The following is a 19,340-nucleotide window of genomic DNA, read 5'->3' as shown; positions in this document are numbered from 1 at the left end:
AGAAAGAGCGGGCAGTGCACGACCCTCGCCCGCAGTCCTCCCTCCGCCCCGAGCACCCCGTGCCGCGGAGCCTCTCGCAGCTCGTGGCCGAGTTCTCCCTCGGCCCGGTCCGCGGCCTCGAGGGCGTCGAGGTGAGCGGAGTCACGCTGGACTCGAACCAGGTCGAGTCCGGGGACCTCTACGTCGGTGTCGCAGGACGCCGTGCCCATGGCGCGGCCTTCGCGTCGGCCGCCGCGGCGTCCGGAGCCGTCGCCGTGCTGACCGACCCGGCCGGAGCGGAGCTCGCCGCCGACAGCGGCCTGCCCGTGCTGGTGACCCCCGACCCGCGGGCCGCCCTCGGCGACGTCGCCGCGTGGATCCACCGCACCCGCGAGGACGTCCCGACGCTCTTCGGCGTGACGGGGACCAACGGCAAGACGAGCGTCGTCTACATCCTCGACGCGCTGCTGCGCCGGCTCGGAGTCGTCTCCGGCCTCAGCTCCACCGCCGAGCGCCGGATCGGCGACGTCGCCGTGGTCAGCTCGCTGACCACTCCCGAGGCGAGCGAGCTGCACGGCCTGCTCGCGCGGATGCGCGAGTCCGCCGTCCGCGCGGTCTCCATCGAGGTGTCGGCGCAGGCGCTCACGCGGCACAGGATCGACGGCCTCGTCTTCGACGTCGTCGGCTTCACGAACCTCAGCCACGACCACCTCGACGACTACTCCGATCTGCGCGAGTACTTCGAGGCCAAGGCCGACCTCTTCGAGCCGGAGCGCGCACGCCGCGGCGTCGTCACGGTCGACAGCGCCTGGGGGCGCGAGCTCGCCGAGCGCAGCCGCATCCCCGTCGCGACGCTCGCCGGCTCGCCGGTCGTCGGAGTCGCCCCGACGACGCCCGCCGACTGGTCGATGACGGTGCTGGACGCGACGCCCGACAGCACCACCTTCCGCCTGGAGGGGCCCGAGAACCGCTCCGTCGTCGTCACCGTCTCGCTGATCGGCTGGTACATGGCGTCCAACGCGGCGCTGGCGATCGTGATGCTGGTGGAGTCGGGCTTCGACCTGGACGCCGTCGCGCACGCGCTCGAGGACAGCCGTCTCGACGTCTACATCCCGGGCCGCGCAGAGCTCGTCTCGGGGGAGCGCGGACCGCGCGTCTACGTCGACTACGGCCACACCCCCGACGCGTTCCAGAACGCGCTCGAGGCGCTGCGGTCCATCACGCCCGGCCGCCTGTTCATGGTGTTCGGGGCGGACGGGGACCGCGACACGACCAAGCGGAGCGACATGGGCGCCATCGCCGCCCGCCTCGCCGACGTCGTGGTCGTCACCGACTTCCACCCGCGCTGGGAGGATCCGGCCGCCATCCGCGCCGCGCTCCTCCAGGGCGCCCGGGCCGCCGTGCCCGACCGGGAGATCCACGAGATCGCCGACCCGCGCGCCGCCGTGCGCGCCGCCGTCGCCCTCGCGCGCGAAGGGGACTCGATCCTCTACGCCGGGCCCGGCCACGAGGACCACCAGGAGATCGCAGGAGTGCACATGCCGTATTCGGCCAGAGACGACGTCCGTCACGCGCTGCGCGAGGCGGGCTGGCTGTAGATGATCGCCCTCACCCTCACCGAGATCGCCGAGGCCGTCTCCGGACGCCTCCACCTGGCCGGCTCGTCCGCCACGGCCGCCACCGTGATCGACGGAGCGACCGAGACCGACTCCCGCGAGATCGCGCCCGGCGGCATCTTCGTCGCCAAGCGCGGCGAGCACACCGACGGTCACCTCTTCGCTCCCGCCGCTCTCGAGCGCGGTGCCGCGCTCCTCATCGTGGAGCGCCCGCTCGACCTCGACGTGCCGCAGGTCCTCGTCGACGACTCCGTCGAGGCGCTCGGCGCGCTGGCGACCGAGGTCGTCCGGCGCGTCCGCGCGAAGGGCGGGCTGACCGTCATCGGCGTCACCGGCTCGAACGGCAAGACGACGACCAAGAACCTCCTCCGCACCGTCCTCGAGCGGGTCGGCGAGACGGTCGCTCCGCGCGGATCCTTCAACAACGAGGTCGGCGCGCCGATCACGATGCTCCAGGTGTCCGAGTCGACGCGCTTCCTCGTCGCCGAGATGGGCGCGAGCGCGGTCGGCGAGATCCGCCGCCTCGTCCGGATGGCCAGGCCCGACGTCGGCGTCGTCCTCGCCGTGGGCCTCGCGCACGCCGGCGAGTTCGGTGGGATCGAGCGCACGCTCGAGGCCAAGACCGAGATGGTCGCCGACCTCACCGCCGACGACGTCGCCGTGCTGAACGCCGACGACGGCCGGGTCGCCTCGATGGCGGGCCGCACCGCCGCCCGGGTCCTCTGGTTCGGCCGCGGCGAGAGCGCGGACGTCCGCGCCGTCGACATCGACGCGACCGCCGACGGCACCCGCTTCGCCATCGAGGTCTCGGCGGGGGAGGGCCGCGAGGCCGCTCGCGCCGAGCTCCTGCTGCGTGTCCTCGGCGAGCACCACGTGATGAACGCCCTCGCGGCGACCGCCGCCGCGCTCTCTGTCGGAGTGGCGCTGCCCGCGATCGTCGAGGCTCTCGCGACCGTCACCCTCGCCGAGCGCGGCCGCATGGAGGTCCTGGGCGGCGAGGACGTCCGCGTCATCAACGACGCGTACAACGCGAGTCCCGACTCCACCGCGGCCGCCCTGCGCACCCTCGCCCAGATCGCGAAGCCCGGGGGGCGCACCGTCGCCGTCCTGGGAGAGATGAGCGAGCTCGGCGAGTGGGCCGACGAGGAGCACGAGCGCGTGGGCCTGCTGGCCGTCCGCCTCAACATCTCCCAGATCGTGGTGGTGGGCCGAGGCGCCCGCCGGATCCACGTCGCGGCCGAGCGCGAGGGATCGTGGAGCGGCGAGTCCGTCTTCGCCGAGACCTCCGACGAGGCGTTCGACCTCCTCGAGGACTACCTGCGACCCGGCGACACCGTGCTGGTCAAGTCGTCCAACTCCGCGGGGCTGCGCTTCCTCGCCGACCGTCTCGGGGAGCGTCACCGATGAGGGCACTCCTCCTGTCCGGCGCGTTCTCGGGAGCCTTCACGCTCCTGATGACGCCCCTGTTCATCCGCCTCTTCCACCGCCTGCAGTGGGGCCAGTTCATCCGCGAGGACGGACCGAAGTCGCACCACGTCAAGCACGGCACGGCGACGATGGGCGGCATCGTCATCATCATCGGCACCGTGGTCGGCTACTTCCTCGGGATGCTGTTCGGCAACCGGGCGATCGCGCCGTCGGCCCTGCTGGTGCTCTTCATGATGGTCGGGCTCGGACTCGTCGGCTTCGTCGACGACTTCCTGAAGACCCGCAACCAGCGCAGCCTCGGCCTCGGCGGCTGGGCGAAGATCGCCGGCCAGGTCATCGTCGCCGCGGCCTTCGCGGTGATCGCGATCATGGTCCGCGACTCCAACGGGCTCACCCCCGCGTCCACCTCGATCTCGTTCATCCGCGACCTGCCGTTCGACTTCGCCTCCCTCGGCTGGATCGGCATCGGCCTGTTCGTGCTGTGGATCTGCATCATCGTCACCAGCACGTCGAACGGCGTGAACGTCGCCGACGGGCTCGACGGACTCGCCACCGGGTCCTCGATCCTCGCGATCGGCTCCTACGTCATCATCGGGTTCTGGCAGTCGAACCAGTGGTGCTTCGACCAGCACCTCAACCCCGAGGTCGTCGACAAGTGCTACCAGGTGAGCGACCCGTTCGACCTGGCCATCATCGCGGCGGCCGTCTCCGGTGCCCTGGTGGGCTTCCTCTGGTGGAACACCTCGCCGGCGCAGATCTTCATGGGCGACACCGGCTCGCTCGGCCTCGGCGGCGCGCTCGCGGCCCTGGCGATCCTCACCCGCACCGAGCTGCTGGTCATCCTCATCGGCGGCCTGTTCGTCATCGTGACCGGCTCGGTCATCCTCCAGCGGATCTACTTCAAGCTGACCCGGGGCAAGCGCATCTTCCTGATGAGCCCGCTCCACCACCACTTCGAGCTCAAGGGCTGGGCCGAGATCACGGTCGTGGTCCGGTTCTGGATCATCGCCGGCATCTTCGTCGCCGCCGGAGTCGGGCTCTTCTACCTGGAATGGCTGTCGCTGGCATGACCGATCCCGCCCGTCCCGACTCCCTCCGCAGCTGGCACTCGGACTGGCGCGGCCTGCGCGTCGCCGTGCTGGGCCTGGGCGTCACCGGGTTCTCGGTGGCCGACACCCTGACCGAGCTCGGCTCCGAGGTGCTGGTCCTCGCCGACCGCGCCGATGAGGAGCGCGAGCGCCTGCTCGAGGTGATCGGCGCCCGCCTGCACCGGGCCGACCGCCTCGACTCCGCTCCGGAGGAGCTGCACGCGTTCTCACCGGAGCTGGTCGTGGTGTCGCCCGGCTTCCGGCCGACGCACCCGATCCTCGTGTGGGCGGCGGAGTCCGGGATCCCCGTGTGGGGCGACGTCGAGCTCGCCTGGCGTGTCCGCGACAAGGTCGTGCGCGCCGACGGCACTCCGGCCGACTGGGTGGCCGTCACCGGCACCAACGGGAAGACCACGACCGTCCAGCTCACGGCGACGATGCTCGTGGCCGGCGGCCTCCGCGCCGCCCCCTGCGGCAACATCGGCGTGCCCGTGCTCGACGCGGTCCGCGACCCGCAGGGCTTCGACGTCCTCGTCGTGGAGCTCTCGAGCTACCAGCTGCACTACCTGGGCGCGATCGAGCCGATCGCGAGCGCGTGCCTCAACATCGCCGACGACCACCTCGACTGGCACGGCTCGTTCGACGCCTACCGCGCGGCCAAGGGCAAGGTCTACGCCGGCACCCGCGTCGCCTGCGTGTACAACCGCGCCGACGCGGCGACCGAGCAGATGGTCCTCGACGCCGAGGTGGTGGAGGGCGCCCGGGCGATCGGATTCGGCCTCGGCGTGCCCGGCCCGAGCGACTTCGGGATCGTCGACGGCATCCTCTGCGACCGCGCCTTCCTCGAGGACCGCCGCACCAGTGCCCTCGAGATCACCACCGTGGACGAGCTCGCCGCTCGGAACCTCGCCGCTCCGCACATCGTCCAGAACGTGCTCGCCGCGGCAGCGCTCTCCCGAGCGTGCGGGATCGAGGTCACGGCCGTCCGCACCGCGCTGGCGTCCTTCGAGCTCGACGCCCACCGCATCCAGGTCGTCGCCGAGCACGACGGGGTGGCCTGGGTGAACGACTCCAAGGCCACGAACCCGCACGCCGCCGACGCCTCGCTGCGCGCGTACCCGTCGGTCGTCTGGGTCGTCGGCGGCCTGCTCAAGGGCGTCGACGTGGACGCCCTCGTGGCCGCGCACGTCGGCCGCCTGCGGGGCGCCGTGGTGATCGGCGCCGACCGCTCGGCGCTGCTCGCGGCATTCCGACGACACGCGCCCGCCCTCCCCGTGAGCGAGGCGGTGCCGGACGACACTGGTGCGGTGATGCAGGCGGCCGTCGAGGCGGCCGCGACGCTCGCCCGCTCGGGGGACGTCGTCCTGCTCGCACCCGCCGCGGCCTCGATGGACCAGTTCCTCGACTACGCGGCTCGGGGCCGCTCCTTCGCGGCCGCCGTGGCGACACACCTGGGAGGGGGAGCCGATGACCGCTCCGACGACGAGCCGCCCCGCGGGCCGCTCGCGCACTGAGCCGCGCGGGAAGGACCGGAGCGGGGCCCGCTCCGCGCGGATCGTCCTCTCGAAGGTCTTCGCCTCCCACTCGCCGAACTTCTACCTCCTCTTCGGAACCACGCTCTTCCTGGTGCTGTTCGGACTGACGATGGTGCTCTCCTCCTCGTCGGTCACCTCCTACGTGTCGAGCGACGACTCCTTCGGGGGCTTCCTGCGCCAGGGCGGGTTCGCCCTCCTCGGGATTCCGATGATGCTGGTGGTCTCGCGGCTGCCCCTCGGCGTGTGGAAGCGCGTGACGCCGATCCTGCTCATCGCCGGCTGCGTCCTCCAGTGCCTCGTGCTCTTCACACCGCTCGGCGACTCCGTCGGCGGGAACCGCAACTGGATCCGCCTCGGCGCCTTCAGCATGCAGCCCTCCGAGATCATCAAGCTCGCGCTCGCCCTCTGGCTGGGGCTCCTGCTCGCCCGCCGCTACCGGTCGCCGAAGGACTGGAAGGACGCGCTCATCCCCGTCCTGATCGTCGGCGGCGCGGCGATCGGACTGGTCCTCATCGGAGGCGACCTGGGCACGGTCGTGATCATGGCGGGCATCGTCCTCGCCGCGCTCTTCTACGCGAACGTCCAGATGAAGGTCCTCGTGCCGATCGTGGTGGTCGGTGCGATCGGAGCGGTGCTGTTCGCCGTCTCCAGCGACAACCGCCTCACCCGGATCATGTCCTTCCTCGGCGACTGCTCCAACGTCGAGGAGTACCAGAACTCGTGCTGGCAGCCGGTGCACGGCACCTGGGCGATGGCCTCCGGCGGGATCTTCGGCGTGGGCCTCGGCAACTCCAAGGCCAAGTGGTCCTGGCTGCCCGCCGCGGACAACGACTACATCTTCGCCATCATCGGCGAGGAGCTCGGGCTGATCGGAGCGATCGTCGTCCTGGCGCTGTTCGTGGTCCTCGCGGTCGCCTTCTTCCGCGTCATCCACGCGTCCTCCGATCCGTTCGTGCGGATCAGCACCGGCGCGATCATGGTCTGGCTGATCGGCCAGGCGTTCGTCAACATCGGCGTGGTCCTGGGGGTGCTCCCGGTGCTGGGGGTCCCGCTGCCGCTGATCTCCTCCGGAGGCACCGCCCTGCTCAGCTCGCTTCTCGCCATCGGCGTCGTCCTCTCCTTCGCCCGCACCCAGACCGCGCCCCTGCCCGGCGCGGGCGTGCTGCGCCGCAGGAAGGCGGCGGCGGAGTGACCCGCTACCTGCTCGCCGGCGGCGGCACCGCCGGCCACGTCAATCCGCTGCTCGCGACGGCCGACGAGATCCGCAGGCGGAACCCGGACGACGAGGTGCTCGTGCTCGGCACCGCCGAGGGGCTCGAGGCGCGCCTCGTCCCCCTCCGCGGGTACGAGCTCTCGGTGATCCCGCGGCTGCCGTTCCCGCGCCGCCCGAACGCGGCGGCGCTGCGGTTCCCCGGAGCCTTCCGCGCGACCATCGCCGGCATCGTCCGGACGATCCGCGACCGGCGGATCGACGCGGTGGTCGGCTTCGGCGGGTACGCGGCAGCACCCGCCTACCTGGCGGCCCGCCGCGCCGGCGTCCCTTTCACCGTCCACGAGGCCAACGCGCGCCCCGGGCTCGCCAACCGCCTCGGCGCGCGCGCGACCCGCTCGGTCGGCGTGGCCTTCGAGGGCACGCCCCTGCCGCACGCGCGGGTGGTCGGCATGCCGCTGCGCCGCGAGATCGCCGAGCTCGACCGGGCCGCGCGCCGCGACGAGGCGATGGCGGCGCTGGGCCTCGACCCGTCCCGGCAGACCCTCCTGGTGACCGGCGGCTCCCTCGGCGCTCGACGGATCAACGCGACGGTGCACGCCGCCGCCCGGGATCTCGTCGCCACCGGCTTCCAGGTCCTCCACATCACGGGCGACCGCGCCGAGATCACGGACCCGGGGGTGGCCGGCTACCACCTCCTCGCCTACTGCGACCGGATGGACCTCGCGCTGTCCGCCGCGGACGTGGCCGTCTCCCGCGCGGGGGCGGCGACCGTCAGCGAGCTGACAGCCCTCGGCCTGCCCGCGGTCTACGTCCCGTACCCGGTCGGCAACGGCGAGCAGCGCTACAACGCGCGCGGCGTCGTCGACGCCGGGGGAGCGGTCCTCGTCGAGGACGCCGCCTTCCTCCCCGGCTGGGTCCAGCGGGAGCTCGTACCGCTCCTGGCCGAAACCGCCCGTCGCGACGAGATGGCGCGCCGGGCCGCCCGCGTGGGAGTCCGCGACGGCTCCGGGCGGCTCGTCGACCTGATCGAGTCGACCCTCTCCGCTCCGCGCTGAGCCCGCTCCGCGCGGCTCGGGAGAGCACTCCCGCCCACCGTCTACACTGATCCGGCGCACCGCGGGAGGCTCCTCCCGCCCGCCGCGACCCACCCGAAAGCGAGAGCCCCGTGATCAAGCCCGACCTCGGCATCACCGTCCCCGACGAGCTCGGCTCGGTCCACTTCATCGGCATCGGCGGCTCCGGGATGAGCGGGATCGCCCGGCTGTTCCACCACGCCGGGCACCGGGTCACCGGGTCGGACGTCCGCGAGTCCCACCCCATCGAGCAGCTGCGGGAGCTCGGCGTCCCGGTCGCCATCGGCCACGACGCGGCGAACCTCGGGGACGCCGAGGCGGTCGTCGTCACCTCCGCCCTGTGGCCCGACAATCCGGAGTACCTGCTCGCGAAGGAGCGCGGCCTGCCCGTGCTGCACCGCTCGCAGGCCCTCGCCTGGCTGGTGCGCGGCAAGCGCCTGGTCGCGGTGGCCGGAGCGCACGGCAAGACCACGTCGACCGGCATGATCGTCACCGGCCTGCTCGGCGTCGACGCCGACCCCAGCTTCGTCAACGGCGGCATCATCGAGAGCCTCGGCACCTCCTCCGCCGCCGGCTCCGGCGAGGTCTTCGTCGTCGAGGCCGACGAGTCGGACGGCAGCTTCCTCCTCTACGACACCGCGGTCGCCCTCATCACGAACGTCGATCCGGACCACCTCGACCACTACGGATCGCTGGAGGCGTTCGAGGAGGCCTTCGTCACCTTCGCCTCCTCCGCGAGCGAGCTCGTCGTCATCTCCTCCGACGACCCCGGCGCCGTCCGCGTCACCGAGCGGCTGGACGGCGGACGGGTGCTGACCTTCGGCGAGGCCGAGGGGGCGGACGTCCGCGTCGTCGACCTCGACCTCGTCGGCCCCGTCGGCTTCTCGGTCGAGTACGAGGGCAGGCGCTACTCGGCCCGCCTCCGCATCCCCGGCCGGCACAACGCGATCAACGCGGCCGGCGCGTTCGCAGTGCTGGTGGGCCTGGGCTTCGATCCGGCCGCCTCGCTCGAGGCCGTGTCGGCGTTCGGAGGCACGGAGCGCCGCTTCGAGCTGCACGGAGCGGTCCGCGGAGTCAGCGTCTACGACGACTACGCCCACCACCCCACCGAGGTGGCCGCCGCCCTCTCCGCCGCGCGCACCGTGGTCGGCGAGGGCCGCATCATCGCCGTGCACCAGCCGCACCTCTACAGCCGCACCCGCCTCTTCGCCCGCGAGTTCGCCGAGACGCTCGAGCGCTACGCCGACGAGACGATCGTCCTCGACGTCTACGGGGCGCGCGAGGATCCGGAGCCCGGAGTGACCGGAGCGCTGGTCAGCGAGAAGTTCGCCGACCCGTCGCACGTCTCGTTCGTCCCGGACTGGGCGGAGGCGGCCCGCCTCACGGCCGGCATCGCGCGCGAGGGCGACTTCGTCATCACCCTCGGCTGCGGCGACGTCTACCGGATCATCCCGCAGGTGCTCGAGTCGCTCGGCGCGAGCGAGGCCGCGCCGGTCGCACGATGACCGCGGTCCTCGCGCCCGAAGCGGGGGAGCGGCCGTGAAGCGGCCCGACGGCGGACGCCCTCCGGCGCCCGGTCGGAGCGTCCCCACGCGCGGCGGCGAGCCGGAGCCGGACACCGAGCCGATCCGGATCGTCACCGCGATCCGCGTGGACCCGGAGCCGGCCGAGCGCACTCCGTGGCGCGCGGGCGCGGTCCGCCGCACCCTCTCGGGCCTGCGCCTGCCCGGTGCCGAGAACCGGGCCGTCTCCCGGGCCGCCCGCGAGCGGAGGCGCTACGAGCGGGGGGAGGTCCGCCGCTTCACGAAGCGCGCGCGTCGGCGCCGCCTGATCGCCCTGGTCGTGGCCGGGTCGCTCGTCGCCCTCGCCCTGATCGTCGGAGTCGCGGCCTACTCGCCGCTCATGGCCGTGCGCACGATCGAGATCTCGGGCACCCAGCGCGTCGACGCCGCCGCCCTGCAGAGCGAGCTCGACGACCAGCTCGGCGTCCCGCTCACCCTGGTGGACCGGGACGAAGTCGGCCGCGTGCTGGGCGCGTCCCCGCTCATCCAGAGCTACTCGGTGCAGACCCGTCCGCCGAGCACCCTCGTGGTGTCGATCGTCGAGCGCACGCCCCTCGGCGTGATCGCGGCGGGGGGCCGCTTCGAGCTCGTGGACGCGGCCGGAGTCGTCATCGAGACGGCGGACTCGGCGCAGCCCGGCTACCCGGTCCTCACCACCGCGTCCGGCGACGCCTCGGGAGCCGGCTTCCGCGCGACCGCACGGGTGCTGCGCTCCCTGCCCGCGTCGCTCGCTCCGCAGGTGACGGCAGCGACGGCCACGACCGGCGACGACGTCTCGCTCACCCTGCAGAACGGCACGGAAGTCGTCTGGGGCGGGTCGGACGAGTCGCCGCTCAAAGCCGTCGTGCTCGAGAAGCTGATGGCCGCGACCGACCCCGCCGTCGTCGGCACCTACGACGTGTCCTCGCCCCAGGCCGCCGTCGTGGCGCCCCGGCCCTGACCGGCGGCGGATCCGCGTGTTCTTTCGAGCGTTGCGGGCGTGTCTGCTGGGAGCGCGACCGGACTCCGCCTACCGTCGGAGCCGAACCCCAAATGCATACTCAGCATAACTTTAAGCCTCAACTACAGGTTTAAGGTTCAGCCCGGAGGCCGGAGACGTGACTTCAAACCAGAACTACCTCGCCGTGATCAAGGTCGTCGGCATCGGCGGTGGCGGCGTCAACGCCGTCAACCGCATGATCGAGCTCGGCCTGCGCGGTGTCGAATTCATCGCGATCAACACGGACGCCCAGGCGCTCCTGCTCAGCGACGCCGACGTCAAGCTCGACGTGGGCCGCGAGCTGACCCGCGGACTCGGCGCCGGCGCCGACCCCGAGGTCGGCCGCCGCGCCGCCGAGGACCACGCCGAGGAGATCGAGGAGGTCCTCGCGGGGGCCGACATGGTCTTCGTCACCGCGGGCGAGGGCGGCGGTACCGGCACAGGCGGCGCGCCCGTCGTCGCGCGGATCGCCAAGTCGATCGGCGCCCTCACCATCGGCGTCGTGACCAAGCCCTTCGGGTTCGAGGGACGCCGTCGGCAGACGCAGGCCGAGGCCGGCGTCGCGACGCTGAAGAACGAGGTCGACACGCTCATCGTCGTCCCGAACGACCGCCTGCTCGAGATCAGCGACCGCGGCATCTCGATGCTCGAGGCCTTCGCGACCGCCGACCAGGTGCTCCTCGCCGGCGTCCAGGGCATCACCGACCTGATCACCACGCCCGGCCTGATCAACCTCGACTTCGCCGACGTGAAGTCGGTCATGCAGGGCGCGGGCTCGGCGCTGATGGGCATCGGCTCGTCGCGCGGCGCCGATCGCGCGATCAAGGCGGCCGAGCTGGCCGTCGCCTCACCGCTGCTCGAGGCCAGCATCGACGGCGCGCACGGCGTGCTCCTCTCGATCCAGGGCGGCTCGAACCTCGGCATCTTCGAGATCAACGACGCGGCGCGCCTCGTCCAGGAGGCGGTGCACGCCGAGGCGAACATCATCTTCGGTGCCGTGATCGACGACACGCTCGGCGACGAGGTGCGCGTCACCGTCATCGCCGCGGGCTTCGACGGCGGAGAGCCGGGCGGGACCGCTCAGGCCGCGATCGCCCAGCCGCGCCAGCAGCAGAGCTCGGCGAGCGAGTCGGCCGCCGAGCCCGTCCCGGCTCCCGCCGCCGCCCCTGCGGCCGGCTCGATCTGGTCGAGCACCCCCGTCGCCGCCCCGGCCCCTGTCGCCGACCCGTCCTTCGACGACGACGACAGCGACCTGGACATCCCCGACTTCCTCAAGTAGTCGTGCCGGATCCGGAGCTGGCCGCGCGCTGGGCCGAGGTCTCCGAGCGGGTCGCCGACGCGACCCGCTCGGCCGGTCGCGAGGCGTCCTCGGTCACGACCATCGTGGTGACCAAGTTCCACCCCGTGTCGCTGCTCCGCGACCTCCTCGAGCTGGGCGTCGTCGACTTCGGCGAGAACCGGCACCAGGAGGCGCAGGAGAAGTCGGCCGAGCTGGCGGGGACCGCTGCGCGCTGGCACTTCATCGGGCAGCTCCAGAGCAAGAAGGCGCGCCAGGTGCGCCGCTACGCCGACGCGGTCCACTCCGTCGACCGGCTCGCGCTCGTCCCGCTGCTGGAGGCGGGGGAGGAGCCGCTCGACGTGTTCCTGCAGGTCAACCTCACCGAGGATCCCGACCGCGGGGGAGCGTCGCCCGCCGACGTCGAGCCCCTCGCCGAGGCTCTCGCCGGGGCGCCCGGCCTCACGCTGCGCGGCGTGATGGCGGTCGCCCCGCTGGACGAGGAGCCCCGTCCGGCGTTCGCCCGGCTCCGGTCCATCTCCGACCGCGTGCGCGCCGTCGAGCCCTCCGCCACGGCGATCTCGGCGGGCATGTCGAACGACTTCGCCGAGGCGATCGCGGAGGGTGCGACACACCTGCGAATCGGATCGGCAATCACCGGAGAACGCCCCGCCCGCACCTAACCTCGTGGTGACCCACCTGTGGGAGCACACACGACACGGAGGACACCCCATGGCCAACCCGCTGAAGAAGACGATGGTCTACCTCGGACTCGCCGACGAAGAGGTCGAGTACGAGCGCGCAGAGCCCGTCGAGGCGGCCCCGGCGACGGCCCACCGCGCACCGGTCTCCCCGGTGCAGCCCGTCCCTCCCGTCGAGCCGGTGCAGCAGCCCCGCGCGACGGTCACCCCGCTCCGCAAGCCCACCCCCCAGACCCCGAAGGCGACGGCACCCGCCGAGATGAACGAGATCCTCACCGTCCACCCGAAGCAGTACCGCGACGCGCAGGTCATCGCGGAGAACTTCCGCGACGGCATCCCCGTGATCATCAACCTCTCGCAGATGAGCGATGCGGACGCCCGCCGCCTCATCGACTTCGCGAGCGGACTCTCGCAGGGCCTCTACGGCCGCATCGAGCGCGTGACGAGCAAGGTCTTCCTGCTCTCGCCGTCGCACATCACCGTCGCCGGCGACTCCGCCTCCGCCGAGAGCGACGCCGACGCGTCGTTCTTCGCGAAGTCCTGATCCCGGGGAGCCCTGGCCCCCGGTGACCTCCGTCGTCTCGCTCCTCGGGAGCGTCCTGTACTTCGTGCTGCTGCTCTACTTCTTCGCGATGTGGGCGCGGTTCGTGCTCGACCTCGTCCGCGTGATCCGACGCGACTGGCGCCCCCGCGGTGCCGGCCTCGTCGCCGCGGAGGGCGTCTACACCGTCACGGACCCGCCGATCGGCTTCTTCCGACGCCTGATCAAGCCGGTCTCGATCGGTCCGATCGCGCTCGATTTCGGCTGGAGCCTCACCATGCTCTGCGTCATCGTGGGCATGTACATCGCCACGTGGCTCCAGCGCGCCTGACCGTCCCTGTATCGTTGGCACGTCCGGACGTTCCCCGCGGTGTCAGCACTGCGCCGTGCGCCTGAAGTTGCTAGCTTTAGTCGCGCGTTGTTAAACGTGTACCTACTTGAAATCGAAGGTGGAAAGCCATGGCGCTCACTCCCGAAGACGTTGTCAACAAGCGGTTCCAGCCGACCAAGTTCCGTGAGGGATACGACCAGGACGAGGTCGACGACTTCCTCGACGAGGTCGTCGTGGAGCTCCGCCGCCTGAACCAGGAGAACGAGGAGCTTCGTCAGCGCCTCTCCTCCGGCGACAGCCGCCCGTCGGACGCCCGAGTCCCCGACGCCCCGCGCGAGAGCACTCCTGCTCCCGCCCCGGTGGTCGACGAGGCACCCGAGCCGGAGCCGCAGCCCGAGCCCGAGCCCACCCCGGCTCCCGCACCGGTCGTCGCTCCCGTCAGCTCCTCGCAGTCGGCTCCGGTCGACGAGGCCGAGAGCTCCAGCGGACTCCTGCAGCTCGCCCGCCGCCTCCACGAGGAGCACGTGCGCGAGGGTGCCGAGAAGCGCGACGCTCTCGTCGCCGAGGGCCGTGCCACGGCCGCCCGCATCGTCGCCGAGGCCGAGGCCAAGCAGCGCCAGCAGGTCGCGAAGCTCGAGGAGGAGCGCGCGACGGTCGAGCACCGCATCGACGAGCTCCGCACCTTCGAGCGCGAGTACCGCCAGAAGCTGAAGAGCTACATCGAGGGCCAGCTCCGCGACCTCGACACCCAGCCGGCGTCGACGGAGTCCTCGCTGTCGGGCTTTGGGGCGTAGTCCCGCCGCAGCGGACGTCAGGCCGAGGGTGCTCGTCACCCTCGGCCTCGTCGCGCTCGCGGTCTTCGCGATCGATCAGACCGCGAAGCTCCTGGTCACGACGAACCTGACCCTGGGCGAGGACGTCCACGTCCTCGGCGACGTCCTGATCCTGCACTACGTGAAGAACCCGGGCGCCGCCTTCTCCCTCGCGAGCGGGTCGACCTGGATCTTCTCGATCATCGCGGCGTGCGTCGTCGTCGCCGTGATCTGGTTCTCGCGCCGGATCCGCTCCACCGCGTGGGGCGTCTTCTTCGGCCTGCTGCTCGGCGGCACCCTCGGCAACCTCTTCGACCGGCTGTTCCGAGAGCCCTCCTTCGGGCTCGGACACGTCGTCGACTTCCTCTTCACGCCGTGGCTGCTCCCGGCGATCTACAACGTCGCCGACATCGCGATCTGCACGGCGATGGCGCTGTTCGTCCTCCTGAGCGTGCGGGGCGTCGGCCTCGACGGCACCCGTGAGCGCGCGGGCCGCGACGAGCAGGACCAGGTCGTGTCCGAGAACGGCGCTCCCGCCGCCCCCGGAGCGGGCGCCCCCGCAGCGGCCTCCTCCGTCGAGGAGGCGGCCCGCGACGCCGACCGCCCCGGCGGACGCTGATGGCGCAGTCCCGAGAGCTGCCGGTCCCGGACGGGCTCGACGGCCTCCGCGTGGACGCGGCCGTCGCGAAGCTGCTCGGCTTCTCGCGCACCTTCGCGGCCGAGGTCGCGGAGGCGGGCGGAGTGAGCGCCGACGGACGGGTCCTCGACAAGAGCGACCGCGTGCACGCCGGCACCTGGCTGAGCGTCGAGTGGAGCCCGCGCGAGGAGCCGCGGATCGTGCCGATGGCGGTCCCCGGCCTCGGCATCGTGCACGACGACGACGACATCGTGGTGATCGACAAGCCCGTCGGAGTGGCCGCGCACCCCGCCGTGGGCTGGGAGGGACCGACGGTGCTCGGCGCCCTCGCCGCCGCGGGCTTCACCGTGTCGACCTCCGGTGCGGCCGAGCGCGCGGGCATCGTGCACCGGCTCGACGCCGGCACGAGCGGCCTCATGGTCGTCGCGAAGTCCGAGCGCGCCTACACGCACCTCAAGCGCGCGTTCCACGACCGCACGGTCGAGAAGGTCTACCACGCGGTCGTGCAGGGCCACCCCGACCCGCTCGCCGGCACGATCGACGCCCCGCTCGGCCGCCACCCGTCCTCGGACTGGAAGTTCGCGGTCCGCGCCGACGGCAAGCCCTCGGTGACCCACTACGAGACGATCGAGGCCTTCCCGTTCGCCTCCCTCCTCGAGATCCACCTCGAGACCGGCCGCACCCACCAGATCCGCGTGCACATGGCCGCCCAGCGCCACCCGTGCGTCGGCGACGCCATGTACGGCGCCGATCCGACCCTCTCGAAGCGGCTCGGCCTCACCCGCCAGTGGCTCGACGCGGTCCGGCTCGGCTTCACCCACCCGGGCTCGGGGGAGTGGGTGCAGTTCGAGGCGTCGTACCCCGACGACCTGGTGCACGCCCTCGAGGTGCTGCGCGGGGAGTGATCCGCGCTCTCCCGGCCGGACCCGCGTCCGGCGCGGTTAGACTTCTTCCCGCCGTGTCCACGGGCCCTCCCGGGTCGCCGGCCATCCCTCCCCTGCCCGCAGTCCGCCGGAGGCGCATCCTTGCCGAGTAACGATTCCTTCGTCCACCTCCACGTGCACAGCGAGTACTCGATGCTCGACGGTGCAGCGCGGGTGAAGCCGCTGATCGACGCGGCGGTCGAGGAGGGCATGCCGGCCATCGCCGTGACCGACCACGGGAACGTGTTCGGCGCCTTCGACTTCTGGCGCACCGCGACGGCGGCGGGGATCAAGCCGATCATCGGCACCGAGGCCTACCTCACCCCGGGGACGCACCGCTCCGACAAGACCCGCATCCGCTGGGGCGACGGCGGAGGGGACGACGTGTCCGGCTCCGGCGCGTACACCCACATGACGCTGCTCAGCTCGACCACGACGGGCATGCACAACCTCTTCCGCCTCTCCTCGCGCGCGTCGATCGAGGGCTACTACTTCAAGCCGCGCATGGACCGCGAGATCCTCTCGCAGTACTCCGAGGGCCTGATCGGCACCACGGGCTGCCCGAGCGGCGAGGTCCAGACGCGCCTGCGCCTCGGCCAGTACAAGGAGGCCCGCCAGGCGGCCGCCGACTACCGCGACATCTTCGGCAAGGAGAACTTCTTCGCCGAGATCATGGATCACGGCCTCGACATCGAGCGGCGGGTGATCGGCGACGTCATCCGGCTCGCGAAGGACCTCGACCTCCCGTTGGTCGCCACCAACGACCTGCACTACACGCACGCGCACGACGCGACCTCGCACGCGGCGCTGCTCTGCGTGCAGTCCGGGACCACCCTCGACGACCCCAAGCGCTTCAAGTTCGACGCGGACGAGTTCTACCTCAAGTCGCCGCGCGAGATGCGCCAGGTCTTCCGCGACCACCCCGAGGCCTGCGACAACACGCTCCTCATCGCGGAGCGCTGCGACGTCCAGTTCGACACCTCGGCGAACTACATGCCCCGCTTCCCGGTGCCGGAGGGCGAGACGGAGGACACCTGGTTCGTGAAGGAGGTCGAGGCCGGACTGCGCGAGCGCTACCCGGACGGCATCTCCCAGGAGGTGCGCGACCGGGCGGACTACGAGACCCGCGTCATCCTGCAGATGGGCTTCCCCGGCTACTTCCTCGTCGTCGCCGACTTCATCAACTGGTCCAAGCGCAACGGGATCCGCGTCGGTCCCGGCCGCGGCTCCGGTGCCGGCTCGATGGCGGCCTACGCCATGAAGATCACCGACCTCGATCCGCTGCGCCACGGCCTGATCTTCGAGCGCTTCCTCAACCCCGACCGCGTCTCCATGCCCGACTTCGACGTCGACTTCGACGACCGTCGCCGCGGCGAGGTCATCCGCTACGTCACCGAGAAGTACGGCGACGAGCGCGTTGCGCAGATCGTCACCTACGGCACCATCAAGGCGAAGCAGGCTCTCAAGGACGCCTCGCGCGTCCTCGGCTTCCCGTTCGGGATGGGCGAGAAGCTGACGAAGGCCATGCCGCCCGCGATCATGGGCAAGGACATCCCGCTCAGCGGCATCAACGACCCCGCCCACGCGCGCTACAAGGAAGCGCTCGACGTGCGCAACGTCATCGCCGAGGACCCGCAGGCCAAGCTGGTCTTCGACACCGCGCTCGGACTCGAGAACCTCAAGCGCCAGTGGGGCGTGCACGCGGCCGGCGTCATCATGTCCAGCGATCCGCTGCTGGACATCATCCCGATCATGAAGCGGGAGCAGGACGGCCAGATCGTCACGCAGTTCGACTACCCCGCGTGCGAGTCGCTCGGGCTGATCAAGATGGACTTCCTGGGGCTGCGGAACCTCACGATCATCGACGACGCCCTCGACAACATCCGCGCCAACCGCGGACAGGACCTCGTGCTCGAGGACCTCGAGCTCGACGACCAGGCCGCCTACGACCTCCTCGCCCGCGGCGACACGCTCGGCGTGTTCCAGCTCGACGGCGGCCCGATGCGCGGCCTTCTCCGACTGATGAAGCCCGACAACTTCGAGGACATCTCCGCGGTCCTCGCGCTCTACCGGCCGGGCCCGATGGGCGCCGACTCCCACACCAACTACGCGCTGCGGAAGAACGGCGTGCAGGAGATCACCCCTATCCATCCGGAGCTCGAGGAGCCGCTCTCGGAGGTGCTCGGAGGGACCTACGGCCTGATCGTGTACCAGGAGCAGGTCATGTCGATCGCGCAGAAGCTCGCGGGCTTCACGCTCGCACAGGCCGACCTGCTGCGGCGCGCGATGGGCAAGAAGAAGAAGTCCGAGCTGGACAAGCAGTTCGAGGGCTTCTCGGGCGGCATGATCGCCAACGGCTACTCGATGGAGGCCGTCAAGACCCTCTGGGACATCCTGCTGCCCTTCTCCGACTACGCCTTCAACAAGGCGCACTCGGCGGCGTACGGCGTCGTCTCCTACTGGACGGCCTACCTCAAGGCGCACTACCCCGCGGAGTACATGGCCGCGCTGCTCACCAGCGTCGGCGACTCCAAGGACAAGATGGCCGCCTACCTCAACGAGTGCCGGCGGATGGGGATCAAGGTGCTCCCGCCGGACGTCAACGAGTCGATCGGCTTCTTCACCGCAGTCGGCACCGACATCCGCTTCGGCCTCGGCGCCGTCCGCAACGTCGGCATGAACGTCGTCGAGGGCATCCGGGCCGCCCGCGAGGAGAAGGGCCGCTTCGAGACGTTCCACGACTTCCTCCGCAAGGTGCCGCTGCAGGTGACCAACAAGCGCACCATCGAGTCGCTGATCAAGGCCGGCGCCTTCGACTCGCTCGGCTCGACGCGCCGCGCCCTGGTCGAGGTGCACGAGGACGCCGTCGAGGCGGCGGTGGGGGAGAAGCGCAACGAGGCGAACGGCCAGGTCGGCTTCGACTTCGACAGCCTCTGGGACGAGCCGCAGGCCGCGATCCAGGTGCCCGAGCGGCCCGAATGGGCCAAGCGCGACAAGCTCGCCTTCGAACGCGACATGCTCGGGCTCTACGTGTCCGACCATCCGCTCGCCGGACTCGAGACCGAGCTCGCCAAACACTACAGCACCACGATCGCCGACCTGCTGATCTCGGAGACGATCGCCGACGGCGAGACCGTGGTCGTCGCGGGCCTCGTCACGAGCGTCCAGCACCGCATGGCCAAGGCCTCCGGCAACCAGTACGGGATGATCCAGGTCGAGGACTTCGGCGGCGAGATCACCTGCATGTTCATGGGGAAGGCGTACCAGGAGTTCGCCCCGGCGCTCACGAACGACTCCATCGTCGTCGTCAGAGGCCGCGTCAGCATGCGCGACGACGGGATGAACCTGCACGCGTTCAGCCTGTTCGCCCCCGAGATGAGCCAGGACGGCGACTCGGGACCGCTCACCGTCTCGATGCCCGAGTCGCGCGCGACCACCGACACGGTCTCGCAGCTCAGCGACGTGCTCATCCGCCACTCCGGCCAGACCGAGGTGCGCCTGAAGCTCATCAAGGGCGACACGGCCCGCGTGTTCGAGGTGCCGTTCCCCGTGCGCATCACCCCGGACCTCTTCGGCGAGCTGAAGAGCCTGCTGGGGCCGAACTGTCTGTATTGAATTCCGAGCCGGTCCCCGACCGGCTCGGCGC

General features: G+C 71.4%; 16 protein-coding genes. All 16 read left to right on the top strand.

The annotated features are described in order from the left end of the window. Positions 1–14 precede the first annotated feature (14 nt). The 16 genes from C5C53_RS09430 to dnaE all read left to right on the top strand — a co-directional run bounded on the left by C5C53_RS09430 (position 15) and on the right by dnaE (position 19,309). Complete coding sequence (locus C5C53_RS09430; RefSeq protein WP_104222589.1) at positions 15–1,577, top strand: Mur ligase family protein; 1,563 nt, start codon at positions 15–17, stop codon at positions 1,575–1,577. Then, the gene (gene murF / locus C5C53_RS09425) at positions 1,578–3,002 is read left to right on the top strand and encodes a UDP-N-acetylmuramoyl-tripeptide--D-alanyl-D-alanine ligase (RefSeq protein WP_104222590.1); all 1,425 of its coding nucleotides are present in this window, start codon (positions 1,578–1,580) and stop codon (positions 3,000–3,002) included. Continuing rightward, positions 2,999–4,093, top strand: a complete 1,095-nt coding sequence (gene mraY, locus C5C53_RS09420) for a phospho-N-acetylmuramoyl-pentapeptide-transferase (protein ID WP_104222591.1) — start codon at positions 2,999–3,001, stop codon at positions 4,091–4,093. The genes murF and mraY overlap by 4 nt, the downstream gene beginning before the upstream one ends. Beyond that, positions 4,090–5,625 (top strand): UDP-N-acetylmuramoyl-L-alanine--D-glutamate ligase, encoded by a 1,536-nt coding sequence (gene murD / locus C5C53_RS09415; protein ID WP_104267394.1) that lies wholly within the window; start codon positions 4,090–4,092, stop codon positions 5,623–5,625. The genes mraY and murD overlap by 4 nt, the downstream gene beginning before the upstream one ends. Further along, complete coding sequence (gene ftsW / locus C5C53_RS09410; protein WP_104222593.1) at positions 5,579–6,838, top strand: putative lipid II flippase FtsW; 1,260 nt, start codon at positions 5,579–5,581, stop codon at positions 6,836–6,838. The genes murD and ftsW overlap by 47 nt, the downstream gene beginning before the upstream one ends. Continuing rightward, on the top strand, positions 6,835–7,914 hold the full coding sequence (gene murG, locus C5C53_RS09405; RefSeq protein ID WP_104267393.1) for an undecaprenyldiphospho-muramoylpentapeptide beta-N-acetylglucosaminyltransferase: 1,080 nt from the start codon (positions 6,835–6,837) through the stop codon (positions 7,912–7,914). Before ftsW ends, murG begins: the two co-directional genes overlap by 4 nt. A gap of 110 nt (positions 7,915–8,024) precedes the next feature. Beyond that, the gene (murC, locus tag C5C53_RS09400) at positions 8,025–9,437 is read left to right on the top strand and encodes a UDP-N-acetylmuramate--L-alanine ligase (protein ID WP_104233346.1); all 1,413 of its coding nucleotides are present in this window, start codon (positions 8,025–8,027) and stop codon (positions 9,435–9,437) included. Between the two features lie 34 nt (positions 9,438–9,471). Continuing rightward, positions 9,472–10,434: a cell division protein FtsQ/DivIB gene (locus tag C5C53_RS09395; protein ID WP_104267392.1), complete on the top strand. Its 963-nt coding sequence runs from the start codon at positions 9,472–9,474 to the stop codon at positions 10,432–10,434. A gap of 157 nt (positions 10,435–10,591) precedes the next feature. Next, positions 10,592–11,752 carry a cell division protein FtsZ gene (gene ftsZ / locus C5C53_RS09390; protein ID WP_104222597.1) on the top strand — a complete coding sequence of 387 codons (1,161 nt, stop codon included), beginning with the start codon at positions 10,592–10,594 and terminating at the stop codon, positions 11,750–11,752. A 2-nt stretch (positions 11,753–11,754) separates the two neighbouring features. Beyond that, on the top strand, positions 11,755–12,432 hold the full coding sequence (locus C5C53_RS09385; protein WP_104222598.1) for a YggS family pyridoxal phosphate-dependent enzyme: 678 nt from the start codon (positions 11,755–11,757) through the stop codon (positions 12,430–12,432). A gap of 49 nt (positions 12,433–12,481) precedes the next feature. Next, on the top strand, positions 12,482–12,994 hold the full coding sequence (locus C5C53_RS09380) for a cell division protein SepF (protein ID WP_104222599.1): 513 nt from the start codon (positions 12,482–12,484) through the stop codon (positions 12,992–12,994). A gap of 22 nt (positions 12,995–13,016) precedes the next feature. Beyond that, positions 13,017–13,322 (top strand): YggT family protein, encoded by a 306-nt coding sequence (locus C5C53_RS09375; protein WP_258059242.1) that lies wholly within the window; start codon positions 13,017–13,019, stop codon positions 13,320–13,322. Positions 13,323–13,450: 128 nt separating this feature from the next. Then, positions 13,451–14,116 (top strand): DivIVA domain-containing protein, encoded by a 666-nt coding sequence (locus tag C5C53_RS09370; RefSeq protein WP_104267391.1) that lies wholly within the window; start codon positions 13,451–13,453, stop codon positions 14,114–14,116. Between the two features lie 28 nt (positions 14,117–14,144). Continuing rightward, a complete protein-coding gene (gene lspA, locus C5C53_RS09365) occupies positions 14,145–14,753 on the top strand; it encodes a signal peptidase II (RefSeq protein WP_104267390.1) in 609 nt (202 codons plus the stop codon). After that, entirely contained in the window at positions 14,753–15,676 is a 924-nt protein-coding gene (locus tag C5C53_RS09360) for an RluA family pseudouridine synthase (protein ID WP_104233341.1), read from the top strand. Before lspA ends, C5C53_RS09360 begins: the two co-directional genes overlap by 1 nt. 171 nt (positions 15,677–15,847) lie before the next feature. After that, a complete protein-coding gene (gene dnaE / locus C5C53_RS09355; protein WP_244229655.1) occupies positions 15,848–19,309 on the top strand; it encodes a DNA polymerase III subunit alpha in 3,462 nt (1,153 codons plus the stop codon). The last annotated feature ends 31 nt before the right edge of the window (positions 19,310–19,340 follow it).

The organism is Rathayibacter sp. AY1E3 (genome assembly GCF_002932235.1).
GTDB lineage: Bacteria > Actinomycetota > Actinomycetes > Actinomycetales > Microbacteriaceae > Rathayibacter.
Note: the sequence above shows the minus strand (reverse complement) of the source record. Positions and strands in the feature narration are given on the sequence as shown.

Bases quoted from the DNA above. Each gene is read 5' to 3' on its own strand.
- murF (WP_104222590.1), top strand. From the start codon at position 1,578: ATGATCGCCCTCACCCTCACCGAGATCGCCGAGGCCGTCTCCGGACGC.
- mraY (WP_104222591.1), top strand. From the start codon at position 2,999: ATGAGGGCACTCCTCCTGTCCGGCGCGTTCTCGGGAGCCTTCACGCTC.
- murD (WP_104267394.1), top strand. From the start codon at position 4,090: ATGACCGATCCCGCCCGTCCCGACTCCCTCCGCAGCTGGCACTCGGAC.
- ftsW (WP_104222593.1), top strand. From the start codon at position 5,579: ATGACCGCTCCGACGACGAGCCGCCCCGCGGGCCGCTCGCGCACTGAG.
- C5C53_RS09380 (WP_104222599.1), top strand. From the start codon at position 12,482: ATGGCCAACCCGCTGAAGAAGACGATGGTCTACCTCGGACTCGCCGAC.
- C5C53_RS09370 (WP_104267391.1), top strand. From the start codon at position 13,451: ATGGCGCTCACTCCCGAAGACGTTGTCAACAAGCGGTTCCAGCCGACC.
- C5C53_RS09360 (WP_104233341.1), top strand. From the start codon at position 14,753: ATGGCGCAGTCCCGAGAGCTGCCGGTCCCGGACGGGCTCGACGGCCTC.
- dnaE (WP_244229655.1), top strand. From the start codon at position 15,848: ATGCTCGACGGTGCAGCGCGGGTGAAGCCGCTGATCGACGCGGCGGTC.